Consider the following 16,464-nt stretch of genomic DNA (forward strand, 5'->3'; position numbering starts at 1 on the left):
GAACCTCCTCTTGAAACATCAAGCCCATAAGCAATCATAAAAATGACCCGATAACGCGCGATCGGGTCATTCAGCATTAATTTTGCTTATCGTATGCTTCAATAATTTTCGCAACAAGCGGATGTCTGACCACGTCTGTCTGGTCTAGCTCAATCATAGAAATGCCGTCTATTCCTCTCAGCATCTCCTTCGCTACTGCAAGTCCCGATTTGACGCCTTTCGGCAGATCAATTTGGCTAACGTCACCTGTAATGATCATTTTAGAGCCAAAACCCAGTCTCGTCAAAAACATTTTCATTTGAGCAGGTGTAGTGTTCTGTGCTTCATCAAGTATAACATAAGCATCATCAAGCGTCCGTCCCCTCATATATGCCAGCGGAGCAATTTCAATAATGCCTCTTTCCATCAGACGTTCTGTATGATCTGCCCCAAGCACATCATGAAGAGCGTCATACAGCGGGCGCAAATAAGGATCTACTTTTTCTTTGAGGTCACCTGGGAGAAAACCGAGGCTTTCACCGGCTTCTACGGCAGGCCTTGTTAAAATGATCTTTTTGATATGTCCATTTTTTAAAGCATGGACTGCTTTTACGACAGCCAGGTACGTTTTCCCGGTTCCCGCCGGACCGATGCCGAATACAAGGTCATTCCGCTTCATAGCGGCCACGTACTCCCGCTGCCCCATCGTTTTTACACGGATTGGTTTGCCTTTTGCGGTTTTTGTAATTTCTTCTTCATACATGCTTTCAAAGTATTCAAGTTCATTCTTCTTTGCCATTTTGACGGCGTAAATCACATCACGTTCAGAGATCTCTATCCCCTTGCGAATTAAAGCGAGGAGCGATCCCAGCAGCCGGTCTGCAATTTGAAACGATTCTTCATCGCCTGAAACATAGATCGTTTCGCCGCGCGTAATGATATTTACATTCAGATCTTTCTCCATCAATTTCAAAAAAGAATCTTGGTTCCCGAACAGTGAAAGCGCCTCGTCCGGGCTTTTCAGTTTTTGATTCATCGCAAGTAAATGTTCTGTCATTCTTCAGTCTCCCTGACAATAGGTGTGGTTTGAACAATATCTTCTATAACTTGGTAGAGAATAATCAACTTTACTTTACCATTCTCAACAGTCTGGTGCAAAACTTTTTCACTTTTCACTTCGCCGTCTTCGCCTATTTTACCCTCTACATCCTGTTTACCCAATTTAATGCCTTCTTGAACTGCTTCTTCTCTTGTATATTTTCGCAAAGCCTCTTCACTTTCTCTCGTTTGCTCTTTGATATAGGATACAGGGAGCTTAAATCCAAGAAAATTCAGCGAATGCTTTTCTTGTTCTGTTTTTTGGTGCTTCATTTCCTCTTTTTTAAACGTCATCCCCCAGATCGGGATTGCCAAAGAACCAAAAGAAAGCTTGTGCTTTGTCCTTACTTTGCCCGTATAGACGTTAAATAATGTCTCAAGAGGGACCGTCACTTCGGATCTGTACCAGGTTTCTCCGTAAATTTCTGCTTTTGAGGCGACTTCCTGCTGATGCTCTTCACTGCCGATCAGTCCCGAAACAAGCAGCTGTCCCTTTTCCACATGATCGTGGATTGCGGCCATCGGCTGACCTTTTTGCACATACATTCTTGTAATGGTTGCTTTCTTTTTGGCGACAATATCGCGGGGGCTAACATACTTTTCTTTTTCGGGCTCATTTTTCTCCACGACTTTCATATGAATAGTCGTCCCCTTGAGATCAACTCCGACCCAGGTGATATTGTCTATTCCATTGGTTAATGATTTTTGTATTTTTTCAGGCGACATCATTAAAAACTGCAGACGCCCCCTCTTGACGCCGATTTCATTAAGATGTTGCATCATTTGATGTTCCGTTTCAGGCTTAGCGCCTGTCACATCAATCTTCCACACCATATTGGAAAGCAAAAACAAAAGGATGAAAAACATTGCAAAACCAATCGTAAACCCTATATTCAGCCTTGATTTCAGCAACAGGAAAGGAAAACCCTGCCGATTGATAAATCGGGCTTTACATTCGAATTTTCTTCTCACCCGCCGAAAGGCATGTACATCCTGAAGCTGTATATATAACAATACGGCTTCTTTCTTTTTTTTGACAAGAAAGACCGGAATTCCCTGTCTTGTGCATTCATTAAGGAGCCGTTCAATCCCTCTTCCCGTCAATTCAAGCTGGACCTTCCCCGAAAAAAAAGACAGCCATTTATTCTTCACAACATTTCCCCCTCGGCTTTATGACTCAACATATCGAACGACATCAATCGTACCCTCCAAAAGAATTTCTTCCGGAAGAATCGCCTTGATGACAAAATTTTTACCAGATATGATGCACTGGCCCTGCTTCAGCATGAGCCTCACTTCATTCTCACTGAAAAGCAAAAGGCCTCTGTGGTTTTCTATGTAGATATGAAGTCTGCCAACCATTGTAATCCGCGGCAGATCCATCATAACGTCCGGGGGAATTTCCAATGCTCTTGTCAGCCAAGCTTTCATACGATTCTTTCTTTGCCCCATACAAAAAGAACCCCCTTTCATCTCATATGTATGATTTGAAAGGAGGTTCTAACACTTTAATTTTTACGGGCCGAGCGCATCGTATGGTGAGGTTTTTTTGCCCTTGGAGGCCCGAATACCTCTCCTAAGACGATTCCCTGTACCACAGTGTCTTTATTAACCTGGAGCATTTTTTGTTTTGTGTATACTGCTTTTTGTTTAACTGCAGTAAGATCACGTTCCAGCCCTTTCAGATTTCTTTCTGTTTCCTTGCGTCTTTCTTCCGCTTCCCGTCTTACCTGTTCTATTCGGTTAGGAATAGGTATTTCTTCTTTTGACTGCTTCTGTTGAGGAGAAGCAGTTTTCACCTGCTGAGGTTTATTTCTGTTTTGGCTGTTTTTATTTTCCTCTTTGCTCTTTTTACCGAAAATCATAGAAATGATTCCGATAACCGCTGCGATAATGAGCGGATTGGTCAGTATCTCTTCCATCAGATTTCTCCCTTCTTAGAGAGATTATGATTTGCTATCTTCATCAGACGAATCTTTCGTCAACTTACCGAATGAATCACGCATTTCTGTATCAGCATCGATGTTTTTGATATTCATGTAGTCCATGACGCCAATATTCCCTTCACGCAAAGCTTCTGCCATCGCAAGCGGCACTTCCGCTTCGGCTTCTACCACTTTCGCGCGCATTTCCTCTACGCGGGCGCGCATTTCCTGTTCTTGAGCGACAGCCATCGCACGGCGTTCTTCCGCTTTTGCCTGCGCGATGTTTTTATCAGCCTCGGCCTGATCGGTTTGTAAAATCGCTCCGATGTTTTTGCCAATGTCAACATCCGCAATATCGATCGAGAGAATTTCAAACGCAGTTCCTGAGTCCAATCCTTTTCCAAGCACTGTTTGAGAGATCATGTCAGGGTTTTCAAGCACTTTTTTGTGACTTTCCGATGAACCAATTGTCGAGACAATCCCTTCGCCGACACGAGCCACAATGGTTTCTTCCCCTGCTCCCCCAACGAGACGGTCGATATTCGCTCTTACTGTAATTCTTGCTTTCGCTTTTACTTCAATCCCGTCCATAGCCACACCGGCAATAAACGGTGTTTCAATTACCTTAGGATTAACGCTCATTTGAACGGCTTCCAATACGTCGCGGCCGGCAAGATCGATAGCGGCACAGCGTTCGAATGATAGTTCAATGTTGGCTCGCTGAGCAGCAATCAGCGCGTTGACGACTCTGTCAACATTTCCTCCGGCGAGATAATGGCTTTCAAGCTGATTGGTGGCAACATTAAGCCCAGCCTTATGCGCTTTAATCAATGGGTTCACCACTCGGTTTGGTATAACGCGGCGAAGCCTCATTCCGATTAAAGTGAATATGCTAATTCTCACTCCGGCTGCTAATGCTGAAATCCAAAGCATAACAGGCACAAATGTAAAAAATACAGCTAAAACAATGATCCCTACTACGATAATAGCCAGAATCATAAGTGTTGATGGATCCATATCTATTCTCCTCGTTTCTGTTTAAATTTCTCTCACGACGATGCGTGAGCCTTCCACTTTAACCACTTTTACTTTCTTATCCTTTTCTGTAAACGATCCCTCTGAAACAACGTCAAGGCGTTCATCATCAATAATAACGGTACCGGCAGGACGCAAAGGGGTACAGGTTACACCTACTTTGCCTATTAAGTCCATGCGCGTTTGATTTGATACGTAGCCGCTCTCCGTATTTGTTGAATCATTTAATACAAATTTCTTAAAGAATTTCATACGCTTTCCCAACACCCTTGTCAGTAAGATGAAAGCTGTAATAGAAACAGCTGAGGCGATCAAGAGAGAAACCGCCATGACAGTGAAGCTCCCCGCTGCTAAAAACAGGCTCGCAATAATCGCTCCTAAGCCCAGTAATCCAATGATTCCTCCCGGAAGGAATATCTCAAGCAGGATGAGGATTACCCCTGCTATAAAGAGAAGAACTGTCTCGTATCCGGCAAAGCCGGCTGCAAGATGCCCGTAAAAGAACAGCAACAAGGCGATAAATCCAACCGTCCCAGGAATGCCGACGCCTGGGGAAAAAAGTTCTACTGTCAGACCTAAAAAAGCAATTGTCAGCAGTATAGGAACAATAACCGGGTTCGTCAGCCACCTTGCTGTCTTTTCTGCAAAGCTTTCCTTTGCATAGATGGTTTCCGCCTTTTCGAATCCAAGCTTCTTAACGAGCACAGATAAATTGTCAGCCGTGCCTTCTGAATAACCTACATCAATTGCCTTATCAGCGTTAAGTGTCAGCAGATCTCCCTTCGGCGCGCCAGCTTCCTTGGCATCTATATCCGGGTCAGCCATTGCAAGGGCATATTTTGGATCGCGATTATTTTTCACTGCGGCATCTTCCAGCTCTGCCAGCCAAAGTGATTCAGCTTTTTGGTCAGCGGCATTGCCTTTACCGTCAATAATCGCGGCGGCCCCCATTTTTCCGCCGGGCGCCATATAAATGTTATCGGCCTGCAGGGCAATATATGCACCAGCTGACAATGCACGTTTGTTTACATATGCAGTTACGGGGATCTCGCTTTCGGTTATCGAGTCCGCTATATCAATAGCTGATTTGACCAATCCTCCCGGCGTATTGATATCAAGAATAATATGATCTGCATGTGCTTCTTTTGCATCCTGTAACGAACGGGACAAAAACGAGGCGAGGCCCTTTTCGACATTATTCTCAACCGGGATCACATAAACCGTTTGGTTTTCTGCTTTGGCGTTCAGCTGTACGCCTAATAAAGAAAGTAAAAATATACTCAATAGAGCAGCACGGAATCCTTTGGTTTGAAGCAAGGGCGGTGTATCCCTCCTTCCATTTTTAATAGGTGCCTTTTCTTCATACGTAACAAATGTATCAAAGGTTTCATTCTTTTATGTATAAAAAAAGACATCTCTCTTAGAAAGATGTCCTTTTTTACGCCATTTAAGACAATTGACTGCTGACAAGCCTGTTAATTAAGCTTCCGTCAGCTTTACCTTTTACTTTAGGCATAATTGCACCCATTACTTTTCCCATGTCCGCTTTTGAGCTCGCACCAACCTCAGCAATGGTTTCATTTACGATTGTAAGCAGGTCTTCTTCTGACAGCTGCTCGGGTAAATAAACTTCTAAAATGTCCAGCTCTTTTTGAACTTTATCTACTAAATCTAAACGATTAGCGTTTGAAAATTCCTGGAGGGAGTCTTTACGTTGCTTAAGTTCACGAGAAAGGACAGTGAGTTCCTCATCCTCGGTCAAACTGTCTTTCTTAAGCTTAATTGCTTCATTTTGAAGTGAAGCCTTAACCATTCGAACGACAGTCAGTTTGTCTTTCTCACGGTTTTTCATATATAGCTTCATATCCTGGTTAAGACGCTCAAGAAGACTCATAAATCCACCCTCTTTTAGAATTTGCGTTTTCTAGCAGCTTCAGACTTTTTCTTGCGCTTTACGCTAGGTTTTTCATAAAATTCGCGCTTTCTTGCTTCTTGCAAAGTACCTGTCTTTGATACACTGCGTTTGAAGCGACGAAGAGCATCTTCAAGCGATTCGTTTTTTCTAACGACCGTTTTTGACATTCTCTTTCCCTCCCTCCGAATACACCAATCGACTACCTTTAAGTTACACATATAAACATGTACTTTGACATTATAATATAAGCCATCAGTCAGGTCAACTAAGTGAATTCACTTTTCCGTCATGTGTGGGACTGCCTGTCTATATAATGATAGAAAGGGGTTGGTGAATAGGATGTCCATTCTTATTAGCTTTACTGCTCTTATATTATTCTTTCTCGCAGGCATGAACATGCTTCGAAAAGGCTTAATTTCAATGGCATACTCAAAAATTGAAGAACGTTTGCTTTTATTTACGGACCATCCGTTAAAAGCGTTTCTAATTAGCATTGTATTTACAGGGATTCTTCAGAGCAGTTCAGCCTTTATGGTTATTGTCATCGGCTTTGTCAGTGCGGGCGTTCTTTCTTTTAAGCGTTCGATACCGATGATACTCGGAACAAATGTCGGATCTACCTTTACAACTGAATTTATTGCTATCAAAATGGATGTTTTGATTTGGATTCTTTTGATAGGCGGTTTATTGTTTTTTCTGACTGGCAGGTATCCTTTGAAACAGCTTGGAACGAGCTTCCTCGGTCTCGGCATCATCTTTTTTTGCATCAGCGGGTTCAGCCATCTAGCAGGACCGCTCACAAAGCTGAAAACGGGAGCTGATGTTCTTTACCATGTTAACGATTCAAACTGGTCCGCCTTGTTTATCGGTATGGTGTTAACTGCAATCATCCACTCAAGCTCTGCCTGTATCGGCATTTTGATGAGCTTTATGAATGAAGGTATGATCGGACTGGCACAGGCGATGGGCGTCGTGCTCGGTTCAAATATCGGGACATGCATTACAGCTGTCATGGCTGCTGTATCCGGCGGATATGCAGCAAAACAGACTGCGTATGCCCATGTAGTGTTTAATGTGCTAGGCGTGGCTCTCGTATTTCCTTTTCTGACAGCAACAACAGGATTTGTGGAACAGTTATCACCTGATCCCGCACAAAAGATCGCGCATTTCAGCCTTTTATTTAATGTGGTGACAGCTCTTTTGTTTCTTCCGCTTACAAACTTGTTTTACCGCTTGATTCACTTTCTTATTCCAGCTAAATAAAAAACCGGTACATGTAGATGCACCGGTTTTAGATTAAGAAGACAAACGCATGTGTTCAGTTATTTCATCCTCAACAACACGGACAAATTGCCCTTCGTTGTAAGGATAGCCTGCTTTTAGGATTTTGACTTTCACGATTTTGCCGATCATATCTTCCGTCCCTTTGAAAACAACCTTCATATAGTTGTCTGTGTAACCGACAAACATGTTCTCTTCTTCCGTTTCCTTATACGCTTCCTCAGGGATGATCTCAAGGACTTCACTTTCATAATGAGATGCATATTCCTTCGCAAGCTGGTCAGATAGAGCAATCAGGCGGTGTACACGTTCATTTTTTACGTTTTCATCCACTTGGTCTTCCATTCGCGCGGCTGGCGTTCCTGTACGTTTACTGTAAGGGAAGACATGCAGTTCAGAGAATTTATGTTCTTTAATAAAGTTATAGGTTTCCATAAATTCTTCTTCTGTTTCGCCAGGGAAGCCTACAATAACATCAGAAGTAACAGCTAAGCCTGGCAGTGCTTTTTTCAGTTTGTTTAAACGGTCTGCAAAAAACTCCATCGTATATTTACGTCTCATCCGTTTAAGCACTGTGTTGGATCCAGATTGAATAGGAATGTGCAAATGATTCACAATCTTATCTGATCGGTCTAAGACCTCGATCACTTCGTCTGTAATTTGGCTGGCTTCAATTGAAGAAATTCTGATTCGTTTCACGCCTTCAACACGAGTGTCTAATTCGCTCAAGAGCTTTGCGAAGTTGTAATCTTTCATATCTTCGCCGTAGCCGCCTGTATGAATACCTGTAAGAACAATTTCTTTATATCCGGCATCGACGAGCTGCTGGGCTTGTTTAATGACTTCTTCAGGGTCACGGGAGCGAAGTAGGCCGCGCGCCCACGGAATGATACAGAATGTGCAGAAATTGTTGCAGCCTTCCTGTATTTTCAATGAAGCTCTTGTTCGGTCAGTGAATGCAGGAACATCAAGCTCTTCATACACTCTTGCTTTCATGATGTTGCTGACGCCGTTAATCGGCTGGCGTTCTTCACGGTATTGGTCGATGTAGCCGAGCATTTTTTCCCGGTCCTGCGTTCCGACTACAATATCGACACCAGGGATCGCCATAATCTCAGCAGGCGAGGTTTGCGCATAGCAGCCTGTGACACAGATGACACCGTCAGGATTTTGACGAATGGCGCGTCTGATCACTTGGCGGCTTTTTTTATCCCCCGTATTTGTTACCGTACATGTATTAATGACATATACATCAGCTGTTTGTTCAAAGTCTCTTCTTTCATAGCCCGCTTCTTTAAAAAGCTGCCAGATTGCTTCTGTTTCATAATGGTTGACCTTACAGCCAAGCGTATGGAAAGCAACGGTTGCCATTACTGATCACCTCTTAATAACTCTGTTTGATAAGAAATCGCACTCAACGCGTATAGCGGAGCGGTTTCTGTCCTTAAAATTCTCGGTCCAAGGCCGCACGGCATACTGTCTTTCTCTGTGAGCCGTTCAACCTCCGCTTCTGTTAAACCGCCTTCGGGACCAAATACAATCAAAAGGGATGATCCTTTCGGAAGGCTTCTTAGAACTGCGCTGAATGCGCTTATTTCACCTTTCTTCGATGACTCCTCGTATGCAACGACACATTTATCGAAATCTTGCATCCGTTGAAGAAGCTGGTGAAAAGAATGGACATCCATCACTTGCGGCACTTCGTTACGGTACGATTGTTCAGCCGCTTCCTTTGCAATTTTCGCCCATCTTTCCCGCTTTTTCTTTGCCTTTTTGTCATCCAGCTTAACAACAGAACGCGCGGCTTGAAAAGGAATAAAGGCGTGAGCTCCGAGCTCTGTCCCCTTTTGGATAATCCATTCAAGCTTATCTCCTTTCGGGAGGCCGCTCGCAATATAGACCTTTATCGGAAGCTCTCTGTTTTCATCCGTCCATTCTACCACAAGGCAGGACACATTATCTTTGGAAACAGATTGAAGTTCACATTTTGCCTCGAAGCCGTCCTGAGAGCAGCAGATAATCTGATCTCCCTCATTCATTCTCATCACGTTCACAATATGATGAACATCTTCGCCGGTAATCGAAAAAGCCGGCGCTTCCTCCATTTGCTGCTTCGTGAGCTCGATAAAATATCGTTGCATACGCTGTGACACCTACTAACTGTTATTTTTTCGCAATAATGCTGACCCAATCTTCCATTGAAAGAATTTCTACAATGGTAAAGCCAGCTTGTTCCAGTGCTTCTCTAACTTCTTGTTTTTTATGCCCGATGATTCCCGACGTAATAAAATGGCCGCCTTCTTTTAACAGGCTGTACGCTTGTGAGGTAAAGCGAAGAATGACTTCAGCCAAAATGTTGGCAACAATCACATCATGTTCCCCTTCAATCCCGTCTAACAAATTGTTTTGCTTTACTTGAGCAATATCGCTCACTTTGTTCAGCTTGAGGTTGAGGCGTGCACTTTCTACAGCCACGGGATCAAGATCATAAGCATGGACCGATTCAGCCTCAAGCATTGCAGCCGCAATACTTAAAATTCCGGAACCTGTACCGACATCAATCACCTTATCACCCTTTTGCACAATGCGTTCAAGCGCCTGAATGCAGAGTACGGTTGTCGGGTGTGTGCCTGTGCCGAAAGCCATACCAGGGTCCATTTCTATAATCAGTTCATCTGTATTGACCGGCGTATATTCCTCCCACGTTGGTACAATCGTAAACTTTTCAGAAATTTTCACAGGGTGGTAATACTTTTTCCAAGCAGTCGCCCATTCCTCTTCATTCACTTCGGAAATCGTAATATGGTTTCTGCCCAAATCAATATCATAAAGGAGCAGATTATTAATTGTTTCTTTAATGCCCTCTACCGTTTCTCCAAGAAAGCTGTTGACCGGCAGATATGCTTTGACAATGACACCCTCGTTCGGATAATCATTGGGGTCGAGCTGGTAGATTTCCCCGTACACATTCTCACGTTCTTTAATTAAATCAAGCGGGTCCTCTATCACAACCCCACTCGCACCAGCTTCATGCAATATATTTGAGATAGGTTCGACCGCTTCATGTGTTGTGTGAATGCTTAATTCGGACCATTTCAAAACTACCAACTCCTCATCCAATAATTAATCGCCTTTAAACGCGCGTTTTACCTTATCAAAGAAACTCATTTCCTGTTCGTCAGGCAGGTTTCCGCTGACCTCGGCAAATTCGCGGATAATGTCTTTTTGTTTATCTGTCAGGTTTGTCGGTGTGACAACACGGACGACGATATGCTGGTCACCCTGACCATAGCCTCTGACATTTTGAACGCCTTTGCCTCTTAATCTGAATTTTGTTCCTGTTTGTGTACCGGCAGGAATTTTCAATTTCACTTTCCCGTGAAGCGTCGGAACTTCCACTTCATCTCCAAGAGCGGCTTGAGCGAACGTTAACGGCATTTCACAGTAAATATCATCTCCGTCACGCTCAAAGAATTCGTGGGCTCGCACATGGAACACGACAAATAGATCCCCGGCAGGGCCCCCGTTTACGCCTGGTTCACCCTGTCCTGAGAGACGCAACTGCTGCCCGTCATCTACACCGGCTGGAATTGTCACGTTAATTTTTTTGCGTTTTTTAATTTTTCCTTTGCCGCCGCAATCCGCACATTTGTCTTTAATCATTTTTCCCGTACCTTCACAGTGGTGACAAACCCGTCTGTTCACAACTTTTCCAAACGGCGTATTTTGCTCCACGTTTAACTGGCCGGACCCACCGCAGTGCGAGCACGTTTCCGGTTTTGTTCCAGGTTTTGCACCTGAGCCTTTACATGTATCACACGTTTCCTCGCGCGGAATTTCAATCGTTGTTTCTTTACCGAAGACGGCATCCTCAAACGACAAGGTCATCGTATATTGCAAATCTGCACCTTGGCGCGGTGCGTTTGGATCTCTTCGTCTTGTGCCACCGCCGAAAATACTTGAGAAAATATCATCGAAACCAAAACCGCCGAAATCGCCGCCGCCAAAACCGCCGCCACCGAAGCCTTGGTTAGGATCAGTATGGCCAAATTGATCGTAATGAGACCGCTTTTGATCGTCAGACAGCGTTTCGTATGCTTCTTTGACTTCTTTAAACTTTTCATCTGATCCGGCTTCTTTGTTAATGTCAGGATGATATTTTTTTGACAGCTTTCGATAAGCTTTTTTAATTTCATCCTTTGAAGCGCTCTTACTTACTCCCAGCACTTCATAGTAATCACGCTTACTCATCTCGCTTCACTCTCCCGAATTTCTCACATAAATTAGATTGTATCATTTTGAATTATGATTTTTCAATTCCTTTTATCCCGGGCAAGAAAAAAAGTCAAAGCCAAGAGATGCCTGACTTTGACTTTCTAACCATTGAATCAGATTATGAAATATGTTCTTGTCAGCCAGCCAAAAAGCGGGCTGACTCAGAAAGAAACTTATTTTTTGTTTTGGTCGTCGTTTACTTCTTCGTACTCAGCGTCGACAACATTGTCATCAGCTTTGCCTTCAGCATTTGCTTCGCCTTGAGCTTGCTGTGCTTTAGCAGCTTCTTCGTAAAGCTTCATAGAAAGCTCTTGAACGATTGCTTGAAGCTCATCTTTTTTCGCCTTGATCTCTTCAAATTCGTTTTTCTCAATCGCTGCTTTCAAAGCGTCTTTGGCATCGTTGGCTTTTTTCACTTGTTCTTCGTCCACTTTGCCTTCAAGATCTTTTAATGTTTTCTCAGTTTGGAAAACAAGCTGATCTGCTTCGTTGCGGACTTCGATTTCTTCTTTTTTCTTCGCATCAGCGTCAGCATTTTCTTCCGCTTCTTTTACCATGCGTTCGATCTCATCATCAGAAAGACCTGAAGAAGATTTGATTGTGATGTTTTGTTCTTTTCCTGTGCCTAAGTCTTTTGCTCTTACGTTTACGATACCGTTTTTGTCAATATCGAAAGAAACTTCGATTTGAGGCACGCCGCGCGGTGCTGGCGGGATATCAGTAAGCTGGAAGCGGCCGAGTGTTTTGTTGTCGGCAGACATTGGGCGCTCACCTTGAAGAACATGGATATCAACAGCTGTTTGGTTATCAGCAGCAGTTGAGAACACTTGTGATTTGCTTGTCGGAATTGTTGTGTTGCGGTCGATCAGTTTTGTGAACACGCCGCCCATTGTTTCAATACCGAGAGAAAGCGGTGTAACGTCAAGAAGAACTACGTCTTTTACGTCACCAGTGATAACGCCGCCCTGAATCGCAGCACCAAGCGCTACAACTTCATCCGGGTTTACGCCTTTATGCGCTTCTTTTCCAGTTTCTTTTTTGATTGCTTCTTGCACGGCAGGAATACGAGTTGATCCGCCGACAAGAATGACTTTGTCGATTTCGTTTGCAGAAAGTCCTGCATCTTGAAGCGCTTGACGGACAGGACCCATTGTGCGCTCTACTAAATGAGAAGAAAGCTCTTCAAATTTAGCGCGAGTTAATGTAAGTTCAAGGTGAAGCGGCCCTGCTTCTCCAGCTGTGATAAACGGTAAAGAAATTTGCGTAGAAGATACGCCGGAAAGATCTTTTTTCGCTTTTTCAGCTGCGTCTTTCAAACGTTGAAGCGCCATCTTGTCTTTTGACAGGTCGATGCCGTTTTCTTTTTTGAATTCAGACACAAGGTGATCGATGATCACTTGATCAAAATCGTCACCGCCCAGACGGTTGTCACCGGCTGTTGAACGAACTTCGAATACACCGTCGCCAAGTTCAAGGATGGAAACGTCGAATGTACCGCCGCCAAGGTCGTATACTAGGATCGTTTGATCTTCATCTGTTTTATCAAGTCCGTATGCTAACGCTGCTGCAGTCGGCTCGTTGATGATACGTTCTACTTCAAGACCTGCAATTTTACCAGCGTCTTTTGTCGCTTGACGCTCAGCATCGTTAAAGTAAGCAGGAACTGTGATAACTGCTTTTGATACTGTTTCGCCAAGATAGCTTTCAGCGTATGATTTAAGGTGTTGAAGGATGATTGCAGACACTTCTTGAGGAGTGTAATCTTTTCCTTCAATTTCTACTTTGTAATCAGTACCCATATGGCGTTTAACAGACATGATTGTGTTAGGGTTTGTGATAGATTGGCGTTTTGCCACTTCCCCTACTTGGCGTTCGCCGTTTTTGAATGCGACAACTGATGGCGTTGTGCGGTTTCCTTCAGCGTTAGCAATAACTTTAGGCTCGCCGCCTTCAAGCACTGCCACACATGAGTTTGTTGTACCTAAGTCGATTCCGATAACTTTACTCACTTGAATAACCTCCTGCTATGTAATTATTGATTCACTTTGACCATGGAAGGGCGAATGACGCGATCCTTCAGCTTGTAGCCTTTTTGCATTTCCTCAACAACAATGTTGGAGCCATAGTTTTCATCTTCAGCCTGCATAACGGCCTGGTGAAGGTTCGGATCAAATTCCTGCCCTACAGCTTCGATGGCTTCGACGCCTTCTTTTTTCAAGGCTTCTACGAGCTGGCGGTGGACCATCTCCATTCCCTGGAGCAAACTTTTCGTCTGTTCATTGTCGGCCTCGACCTGAAGCGCTCTTTCAAAGCTGTCTATAGCCGGCAGCAATTCACTAACGATGTTTTGAGAACGGTATTTCTGGGACGCTTCCATCTCTAAACGGCTGCGTCGTTTATAGTTTTCAAAGTCTGCTTGAACACGCAAAAGTTTGTTTTCCTTTTCCTCAAGCAAACCTTGCAATTCGTTAATTTGATTTTGAAGAAGTTCGCTTTCATTTGTTTCTTCCTGCTGTTCTTCAGCAGCAGCTTGTTCTTCAATGACTTCTTGCTCTTCTGTTTCGTTTTGTTCTACGGTTTGTTTTTCTTCTGACATTGTGTTCACCTCCCTCAAAGTGTAAGGAGAAGGGCGGGTGCTGCCCTTCGATAAAATTTGCCAAATTTCCCTTATTCATCATACAAATTTGTTAATGCTTTTGACAAGTCCGAAGTCACATGCTGAAGCAGGCTGACAACCCTGGAATAATTCATGCGCGTCGGACCGATGATCGCAATTGAGCCGATTTGCTTATGATCAACGGAATAAGAAGCCGTAATCAGACTGCAGTTTTCCATCTCTTCATAGTCGTTTTCTTTCCCGATTTTAATTGAAATCCCCGTGTGTGGGGATTGAACGAGCTTTAAAACATCCTGTTCTTTTTCAATTAAAGAAAGCAGCGACCGAACTCTGGTGATATCATGGAACTCCGGCTGGTTCAGCATATTGATTTTTCCGCCGAAAAACAATTTTTCAACGTGATTCGTGGAATGAAAGGTTGAACGAAGCGCGTCAAGCATATTGTCATAGTTCTTAATGTGCTGTCTTAGGTACATGACAACTTCCTTAAATATGCGCTCATTCAGTTCATCCATTGGAACGCCGCTTAAACGGTCGTTCAATATATTTACCAGTTTTTCAATATCAGACAGATCCATTTCGGCTGGAAAATTAATCGTTTTGTTTTCCACATGCCCTGTATTGGTAACGAGAATTGCTACCGCCATATCGGGCTGAATCGGTATGATTTGAATCTGTTTAAGATAATTCTCACTCAGCTTCGGCCCGAGTACGATGGATGTGTAGTTCGTCAGATCGGACAAAATTTGCGCTGATTTTTGAACTGTCTTCTCCAGCTCGAAAATTTTCTCTTTGAAGAGCGAGTGGATTTGGTCCAGGTCGCTCTTTGTCAGTTTGACGGGTGAAAGCAAATGGTCAACATAATACCGGTACCCTTTTTCTGACGGAACACGTCCTGAGGATGAATGGGTTTTTTCAATGAAGCCCAGTTCTTCCAAGTCAGCCATCTCGTTTCTAATTGTTGCAGAGCTAAATGTGATTTCATCTTTTTTCGAAAGAGTTCTTGATCCTACCGGCTGTGCCGATTTAATAAAATCGTTGATTATGACCTGAAGGATCAGCAGCTGACGATTTGTTAACATCATCATCACCTCTGTTAGCACTCTCGATAAGCGAGTGCTAATTCTATAACAAAAGTATCAAACCACAAGAAAAATGTCAATTATAACTCACCTAAAAAAGCGGCAAAAACTTCATTGCCTAATAATTTCCCCTGATGTGTCAAACAAACAGCAGACTCCGAATTGTGAATCAGCCCTTTTTCAGTGAGGTCTTTTAATACATGTGGAAAAAGTTCATCCAGTGAACGACCATATTTATCTGCAAATCGTTTTTTGCCGACACCGGCTGTTTTTCTCAAGCCTAAAAACATTTCTTCTTCAATTTGTTCTTCTGTTGTCACTTCATGTGTATCTCTGTACGGAAATCCTTTTTCGGCTATCAGGTCAATGTAATGTTTGACAGGTCCTACGTTGACTGTCCGTGAGCCTCTGATATATCCATGGGCCCCTGCTCCGAAGCCGAAATATTCCTCGTTGCTCCAATACGTCAAATTGTGCTTTGATTCCAAACCCGCCTTAGCAAAGTTGCTGATTTCATATTGATGAATACCGTGAGCTTCCATGCGCCTCATCACCATTTCATACATTTCGGCTTCCTGCTCCTGCGGCGGAAGATGAAGCCGCCCTTTTTGCATCAAATTATAAAATACCGTTTTCGGCTCTACAATGAGGGAGTATACAGAATAATGCTCGGCATCCAGCGCTAAAGCAGTATTTAAAGAATGATCCAGATGCTTAAGGGTTTGTCCCGGGAGCCCGAACATTAAATCAAGACTGATATTGTCAAAACCGATTTCCCGCGCCCTTTCAAAAGATGCAAACACATCTTTTTGTTTGTGCACCCGGCCGATTTTTTCTAACAGATCGTCTTCGAACGTTTGGACACCAAAGCTGAGGCGATTTACACCGGATTCTTTTAAAATGTTTAATTTCTCTGCGGACAAGTCGTCCGGATTCGCTTCAACCGCAAATTCCGATAAGGCGCTTGAGGGCTTCAGCACTCGTATGATCATGTCCATCAGCTTTTTGAGCTGTTCCTCAGAGAGAGAGGTCGGCGTGCCTCCTCCGATAAAGATCGTTTTGAGGTCAGGCTCCCCTGTTTTTCCTATAGTATTTATCATTTCCTGTTCGAGCGCGTTTAAATACTCGTCAACAGGCTGGCTTTGAATAAAATATTTATTGAAATCACAGTAGTGGCAAATATGCTCACAAAATGGAATATGGATATAAGCTGATTTCAATGTATTCACCTTCTTTACAGAAAGAAGCCGCAGTACA

Annotated in this window: 17 protein-coding genes; 1 reads left to right on the forward strand and 16 read right to left on the reverse strand. The window is 43.5% G+C overall.

Features of this window, described 5'->3' with window-relative positions; genetic code table 11:
• Positions 1–76: 76 nt before the first annotated feature.
• From Q3W56_RS11265 to rpsU, 8 genes are all read right to left on the reverse strand, one after another.
• Positions 77–1,036 carry a PhoH family protein gene (locus tag Q3W56_RS11265; protein ID WP_003226195.1) on the reverse strand — a complete coding sequence of 320 codons (960 nt, stop codon included), beginning with the start codon at positions 1,034–1,036 and terminating at the stop codon, positions 77–79.
• Positions 1,033–2,229: a sporulation protein YqfD gene (yqfD, locus tag Q3W56_RS11270; protein ID WP_019715018.1), complete on the reverse strand. Its 1,197-nt coding sequence runs from the start codon at positions 2,227–2,229 to the stop codon at positions 1,033–1,035. Before yqfD ends, Q3W56_RS11265 begins: the two co-directional genes overlap by 4 nt.
• A gap of 18 nt (positions 2,230–2,247) precedes the next feature.
• Positions 2,248–2,529 (reverse strand): sporulation protein YqfC, encoded by a 282-nt coding sequence (gene yqfC, locus Q3W56_RS11275; protein ID WP_003226191.1) that lies wholly within the window; start codon positions 2,527–2,529, stop codon positions 2,248–2,250.
• 56 nt (positions 2,530–2,585) lie between these two features.
• The gene (locus Q3W56_RS11280) at positions 2,586–2,999 is read right to left on the reverse strand and encodes a hypothetical protein (protein WP_302895536.1); all 414 of its coding nucleotides are present in this window, start codon (positions 2,997–2,999) and stop codon (positions 2,586–2,588) included.
• Between the two features lie 24 nt (positions 3,000–3,023).
• Positions 3,024–4,019, reverse strand: a complete 996-nt coding sequence (gene floA / locus Q3W56_RS11285) for a flotillin-like protein FloA (protein WP_302895537.1) — start codon at positions 4,017–4,019, stop codon at positions 3,024–3,026.
• A gap of 21 nt (positions 4,020–4,040) precedes the next feature.
• Positions 4,041–5,354 carry an NfeD family protein gene (locus Q3W56_RS11290; RefSeq protein WP_302895538.1) on the reverse strand — a complete coding sequence of 438 codons (1,314 nt, stop codon included), beginning with the start codon at positions 5,352–5,354 and terminating at the stop codon, positions 4,041–4,043.
• Between the two features lie 130 nt (positions 5,355–5,484).
• Positions 5,485–5,931, reverse strand: coding sequence for a GatB/YqeY domain-containing protein (locus Q3W56_RS11295; protein WP_302895539.1), 447 nt, complete (start codon positions 5,929–5,931; stop codon positions 5,485–5,487).
• A gap of 14 nt (positions 5,932–5,945) precedes the next feature.
• The gene (gene rpsU, locus Q3W56_RS11300) at positions 5,946–6,119 is read right to left on the reverse strand and encodes a 30S ribosomal protein S21 (protein WP_003152957.1); all 174 of its coding nucleotides are present in this window, start codon (positions 6,117–6,119) and stop codon (positions 5,946–5,948) included.
• A 172-nt stretch (positions 6,120–6,291) separates the two neighbouring features.
• Between rpsU and Q3W56_RS11305 the strand changes: the two genes are divergently transcribed.
• Positions 6,292–7,215 carry a Na/Pi symporter gene (locus tag Q3W56_RS11305; protein ID WP_302895540.1) on the forward strand — a complete coding sequence of 308 codons (924 nt, stop codon included), beginning with the start codon at positions 6,292–6,294 and terminating at the stop codon, positions 7,213–7,215.
• Positions 7,216–7,248: 33 nt separating this feature from the next.
• On the opposite strand, the gene mtaB is transcribed toward Q3W56_RS11305, so the two are convergent.
• The 8 genes from mtaB to hemW form a co-directional block, all read right to left on the reverse strand.
• Positions 7,249–8,604 carry a tRNA (N(6)-L-threonylcarbamoyladenosine(37)-C(2))-methylthiotransferase MtaB gene (gene mtaB, locus Q3W56_RS11310; protein ID WP_302895541.1) on the reverse strand — a complete coding sequence of 452 codons (1,356 nt, stop codon included), beginning with the start codon at positions 8,602–8,604 and terminating at the stop codon, positions 7,249–7,251.
• Entirely contained in the window at positions 8,604–9,374 is a 771-nt protein-coding gene (locus Q3W56_RS11315) for a 16S rRNA (uracil(1498)-N(3))-methyltransferase (protein WP_302895542.1), read from the reverse strand. The genes mtaB and Q3W56_RS11315 overlap by 1 nt, the downstream gene beginning before the upstream one ends.
• Before the next feature lie 22 nt (positions 9,375–9,396).
• Positions 9,397–10,332 carry a 50S ribosomal protein L11 methyltransferase gene (gene prmA / locus Q3W56_RS11320; RefSeq protein ID WP_019715025.1) on the reverse strand — a complete coding sequence of 312 codons (936 nt, stop codon included), beginning with the start codon at positions 10,330–10,332 and terminating at the stop codon, positions 9,397–9,399.
• 24 nt (positions 10,333–10,356) lie between these two features.
• A complete protein-coding gene (dnaJ, locus tag Q3W56_RS11325; RefSeq protein ID WP_302895543.1) occupies positions 10,357–11,484 on the reverse strand; it encodes a molecular chaperone DnaJ in 1,128 nt (375 codons plus the stop codon).
• Between the two features lie 197 nt (positions 11,485–11,681).
• A complete protein-coding gene (gene dnaK / locus Q3W56_RS11330; protein ID WP_302895544.1) occupies positions 11,682–13,517 on the reverse strand; it encodes a molecular chaperone DnaK in 1,836 nt (611 codons plus the stop codon).
• 23 nt (positions 13,518–13,540) lie between these two features.
• Entirely contained in the window at positions 13,541–14,104 is a 564-nt protein-coding gene (grpE, locus tag Q3W56_RS11335; RefSeq protein ID WP_019715028.1) for a nucleotide exchange factor GrpE, read from the reverse strand.
• 71 nt (positions 14,105–14,175) lie between these two features.
• Positions 14,176–15,207, reverse strand: a complete 1,032-nt coding sequence (gene hrcA / locus Q3W56_RS11340; protein WP_302895545.1) for a heat-inducible transcriptional repressor HrcA — start codon at positions 15,205–15,207, stop codon at positions 14,176–14,178.
• An 80-nt stretch (positions 15,208–15,287) separates the two neighbouring features.
• Complete coding sequence (gene hemW, locus Q3W56_RS11345) at positions 15,288–16,427, reverse strand: radical SAM family heme chaperone HemW (protein ID WP_302895546.1); 1,140 nt, start codon at positions 16,425–16,427, stop codon at positions 15,288–15,290.
• Positions 16,428–16,464 lie beyond the last annotated feature (37 nt).

It is taken from the genome of Bacillus sp. C28GYM-DRY-1, assembly GCF_030519405.1.
Taxonomy (GTDB): domain Bacteria; phylum Bacillota; class Bacilli; order Bacillales; family Bacillaceae; genus Bacillus; species Bacillus spizizenii_A.

Bases quoted from the DNA above. Each gene is read 5' to 3' on its own strand.
- Q3W56_RS11315 (WP_302895542.1), bottom strand. From the start codon at position 9,374: ATGCAACGATATTTTATCGAGCTCACGAAGCAGCAAATGGAGGAAGCG.
- Q3W56_RS11305 (WP_302895540.1), top strand. From the start codon at position 6,292: ATGTCCATTCTTATTAGCTTTACTGCTCTTATATTATTCTTTCTCGCA.
- Q3W56_RS11265 (WP_003226195.1), bottom strand. From the start codon at position 1,036: ATGACAGAACATTTACTTGCGATGAATCAAAAACTGAAAAGCCCGGAC.
- mtaB (WP_302895541.1), bottom strand. From the start codon at position 8,604: ATGGCAACCGTTGCTTTCCATACGCTTGGCTGTAAGGTCAACCATTAT.
- Q3W56_RS11280 (WP_302895536.1), bottom strand. From the start codon at position 2,999: ATGGAAGAGATACTGACCAATCCGCTCATTATCGCAGCGGTTATCGGA.
- floA (WP_302895537.1), bottom strand. From the start codon at position 4,019: ATGGATCCATCAACACTTATGATTCTGGCTATTATCGTAGTAGGGATC.
- grpE (WP_019715028.1), bottom strand. From the start codon at position 14,104: ATGTCAGAAGAAAAACAAACCGTAGAACAAAACGAAACAGAAGAGCAA.
- hrcA (WP_302895545.1), bottom strand. From the start codon at position 15,207: ATGTTAACAAATCGTCAGCTGCTGATCCTTCAGGTCATAATCAACGAT.
- yqfC (WP_003226191.1), bottom strand. From the start codon at position 2,529: ATGGGGCAAAGAAAGAATCGTATGAAAGCTTGGCTGACAAGAGCATTG.
- dnaJ (WP_302895543.1), bottom strand. From the start codon at position 11,484: ATGAGTAAGCGTGATTACTATGAAGTGCTGGGAGTAAGTAAGAGCGCT.
- rpsU (WP_003152957.1), bottom strand. From the start codon at position 6,119: ATGTCAAAAACGGTCGTTAGAAAAAACGAATCGCTTGAAGATGCTCTT.
- Q3W56_RS11295 (WP_302895539.1), bottom strand. From the start codon at position 5,931: ATGAGTCTTCTTGAGCGTCTTAACCAGGATATGAAGCTATATATGAAA.